Consider the following 2,832-nt stretch of genomic DNA (forward strand, 5'->3'; position numbering starts at 1 on the left):
AGGCGGCGCGAGCCGTGCGGCGCCTGCCGCCACGCCCGCCTCCCGCGGACAGGGCACGTCGACGCTGCACACCGTCCGCCACGCGGCCGGCACCCGCAACTACGTGCTGTACGAGCCGCCCGGGTCCGAAACGCCGTCGGCGACCGGGATGCCGTTGCTGGTCATGCTTCACGGCTGTACCCAGTCGCCCGACGATTTCGCCACCGGCACCCGCATGAACGCGCTGGCCGACGCACACGGCGTGCTGGTCGCCTATCCCGAGCAGACCGCCCGCGACAACGGCTCGCGCTGCTGGAACTGGTTCCGCCGCGAGGACCAGCAGCGCGGACGCGGCGAGCCCGCCCTGCTGGCCGCCGTCGTCGAGGACATCGCCTCGCGCCGCGGCGTCGACCGCAGCCGGGTCTACGTGGCCGGCCTGTCCGCCGGCGCGGCGATGGCGGTGATCCTGGGGCGGACCTACCCGGAGGTGTTCGCGGCCGTCGGGGCGCACTCCGGTCTGCCGTATGCGGCAGCGCAGGACGTGCCCGGCGCCTTCGCCGCGATGCAGGGGCGCGGCGCGCCGAGGTCCCGTCCGGACGCGGGCCCGTCGGTGCCGACCATCGTGCTGCACGGCACCGCGGACCGCACCGTGCAGGCCGGGAATGGCGAGGCGATCGTCGACGACGCATTGGCCGCCCATGCCGGCGGCGGCGCGCTGCGCAAGGACGTCGCCGACGCGCGCATGCTCAACGGCCGGCAGGTCACCCACATCGTCTATGCGGGCGCGGACGGTCGCGCGCCGGTCGAGCACGTGGTCATCCAGGGCGCGGGCCATGCATGGAGCGGCGGTGATCCCGCGGGCAGCCACACCGATGCGCAGGGACCCGACGCCTCGGCGTTGATCCTCGCTTTCTGCCTGCGCCACGCCCGCTGAGGCCGGGCCGCGGCACCGGGTCACGCCCGGATCACCGGCCCGCGCCCACCCTGAACAGCCCCGCCATCCACCGAATGGAGACCTGCATGGATTCGATCAACCGCAACCAGCCCGAACACAACCGCCAGGATCTTGCGGCCGCCGCCGCGGTGGAGCGGATCCAGGAGATGTCCGACGACGCGGACTCCTGTTTCTTCTGCACCGCGCCGCTGGCCGGCAGCGAGACCGGTGGCACGCGCCCGATGTCGATCAAGAAAGCGGACGCGTCGGGCGCTCTGTATTTTCTCAGCGCATCCGACAGCCACAAGAACGCGGAGATCGAAGCCGACCCGAACGTCCGCCTGTATCTGCAGTCCGCCAAGCACTCGGGCTTCCTGGTGCTGGACGGCCACGCCTCGATCAGTCGCGACCGCGAGCAGATCGATGCACTCTGGAACCCGATCATGAAAACCTGGTTCACCGAGGGCAAGGACGACCCGCGCATCACGGTGATCCGGGTCGCGGCCGAATCCGGCTACTACTGGGACAACAAGCACGGCGAGTTCATCGCGGCCACGAAAATGGTCATCGGCGCTGCGCTGGGCAAGACCCTGGACGATTCGATCGAAGGCACGGTCGCGCCCTGACCGCGTGCCGTGACGGCGACCGCGGCCACGTGGTCGCGGTCGGTCCGCGCGCCGGGCGGTGAAGGCCTTACGGACCGCATTCCCAGCGGCCCTCGAAGCGTCGGCTCGCACCGTCGGCCCGCTGGTAGGTCATCGTTGCCGCGCGCGCCGGCGACTCCCCACCGTCGAGTGGCGCGCCGCGGGTCACGAGCCGGAGCGTCATGCCCCGGCCGGTGAACACCGGGTGCCCGGTCATGCCTTCGAAGCCGCCGGGCGCGCTGATCCGCTCCACGTGACCCGCCACCTTCACCACGCCCTGCGCAGGCACGCGGGCGCCGACCACACCCAGCGCCAGCAGCAGCGGCGCGCCGTCCACCGTGAACGTGCAGGCGAGCTCGCCCTGCAGATCGGCCTGCGCCACGTCATCGGGTTCGAGTGCATCGAGGCGGATGTCGGAGCCGTCACCGCCGATCGTCCCGTCGCCCGGCGCCGTGGCAGTCGCTGCCCCCGGGTGCGCCCTGCCTGCGGTTGCAGGCGCGGGGCCGGGGTCGGGCGCGTCGGGCGTAGGCCGGTCGGCGTCGGACGACGGCGTGCAGGCGCCGAGCAATATGGACGCCACCGCAAGCGCGAGCGCGCGGGCCGTGGAGGACGAGGCGTGCGGGCGTCGGCAATGCATGAGGATGTCCGGAAGACGTCGTAGTCGGGCGTTCAGCGTGATTGACGCTGCCTTCGGTCGACGTGAGCGCGACTACGCGTTTCCGCAGCGACGACATGCCCCGCGGCAGACTCGATGCATGCAGAACCGGCGAGCGCCCGCCCATGTGCCGACGACTCCGGACGGACGCTACATCGTCGTCCGCGGCCGTCTGTGGCGCACGAGCAATCCGCATCTGTCCGAGGCGGAACGCTCGACGTGGGTGGGACGGCTGATGGAGGCCCGACGGGCGGTCAAGGCTGCCAAAGCCGGGAACGGCGCGGACGCGCTCGCGAAAGCGCGGAGCGAGGTGGACGCAGCCAAACGCGCCCTGGGCGAACGCGGGCCCGTATGGTGGGACGACGGCGCCGCGGACTACACCCGCCGCCTCGTCAAGAACTCGCCGTATGCCGCCTGGTACGACACGCAGCTCGTGCGGGCTGCGAGCTGACTGGCCCGGAGACACGAAGAAAGCCGCCTCGCGTGCGGAGCAAGGTCAAATGCCGTCACAGGCGATGGCGGGCGCGAAAGGATGCATGCGGTAAGGGCGCGCAGGTTCGAACCCATGCGCCACGCGCGCGCATACGCGCTTGCAGCTCAGACACAGTGCGGTTCCACGG

The 2,832-nt window shown here is 71.6% G+C and carries 4 protein-coding genes; 3 read left to right on the forward strand and 1 reads right to left on the reverse strand.

Annotated elements, in window-relative coordinates:
- On the forward strand, window positions 1-913 hold a 913-nt coding region (locus H0E82_RS00690; RefSeq protein WP_180543056.1), incomplete at its 5' end, for an extracellular catalytic domain type 1 short-chain-length polyhydroxyalkanoate depolymerase.
- 86 nt (window positions 914-999) lie between these two features.
- Window positions 1,000-1,539: a pyridoxamine 5'-phosphate oxidase family protein gene (locus H0E82_RS00695; protein WP_180543057.1), complete on the forward strand. Its 540-nt coding sequence runs from the start codon at window positions 1,000-1,002 to the stop codon at window positions 1,537-1,539.
- 67 nt (window positions 1,540-1,606) lie between these two features.
- On the opposite strand, the gene H0E82_RS00700 is transcribed toward H0E82_RS00695, so the two are convergent.
- On the reverse strand, window positions 1,607-2,194 hold the full coding sequence (locus H0E82_RS00700; RefSeq protein WP_180543058.1) for a hypothetical protein: 588 nt from the start codon (window positions 2,192-2,194) through the stop codon (window positions 1,607-1,609).
- A 118-nt stretch (window positions 2,195-2,312) separates the two neighbouring features.
- On the opposite strand from H0E82_RS00700, the gene H0E82_RS00705 reads away from it, so the two are divergent.
- Window positions 2,313-2,663, forward strand: coding sequence for a hypothetical protein (locus H0E82_RS00705; protein WP_180543059.1), 351 nt, complete (start codon window positions 2,313-2,315; stop codon window positions 2,661-2,663).
- Window positions 2,664-2,832: the final 169 nt, after the last annotated feature.

Source organism: Luteimonas deserti (assembly GCF_013425765.1).
Lineage (GTDB): Bacteria > Pseudomonadota > Gammaproteobacteria > Xanthomonadales > Xanthomonadaceae > Luteimonas > Luteimonas deserti.

What these genes read in the sequence shown, in the direction of transcription:
- H0E82_RS00700 (WP_180543058.1), bottom strand. Translation starts at nt 2,194, where the DNA reads ATGCATTGCCGACGCCCGCACGCCTCGTCCTCCACGGCCCGCGCGCTC.
- H0E82_RS00695 (WP_180543057.1), top strand. Translation starts at nt 1,000, where the DNA reads ATGGATTCGATCAACCGCAACCAGCCCGAACACAACCGCCAGGATCTT.
- H0E82_RS00705 (WP_180543059.1), top strand. Translation starts at nt 2,313, where the DNA reads ATGCAGAACCGGCGAGCGCCCGCCCATGTGCCGACGACTCCGGACGGA.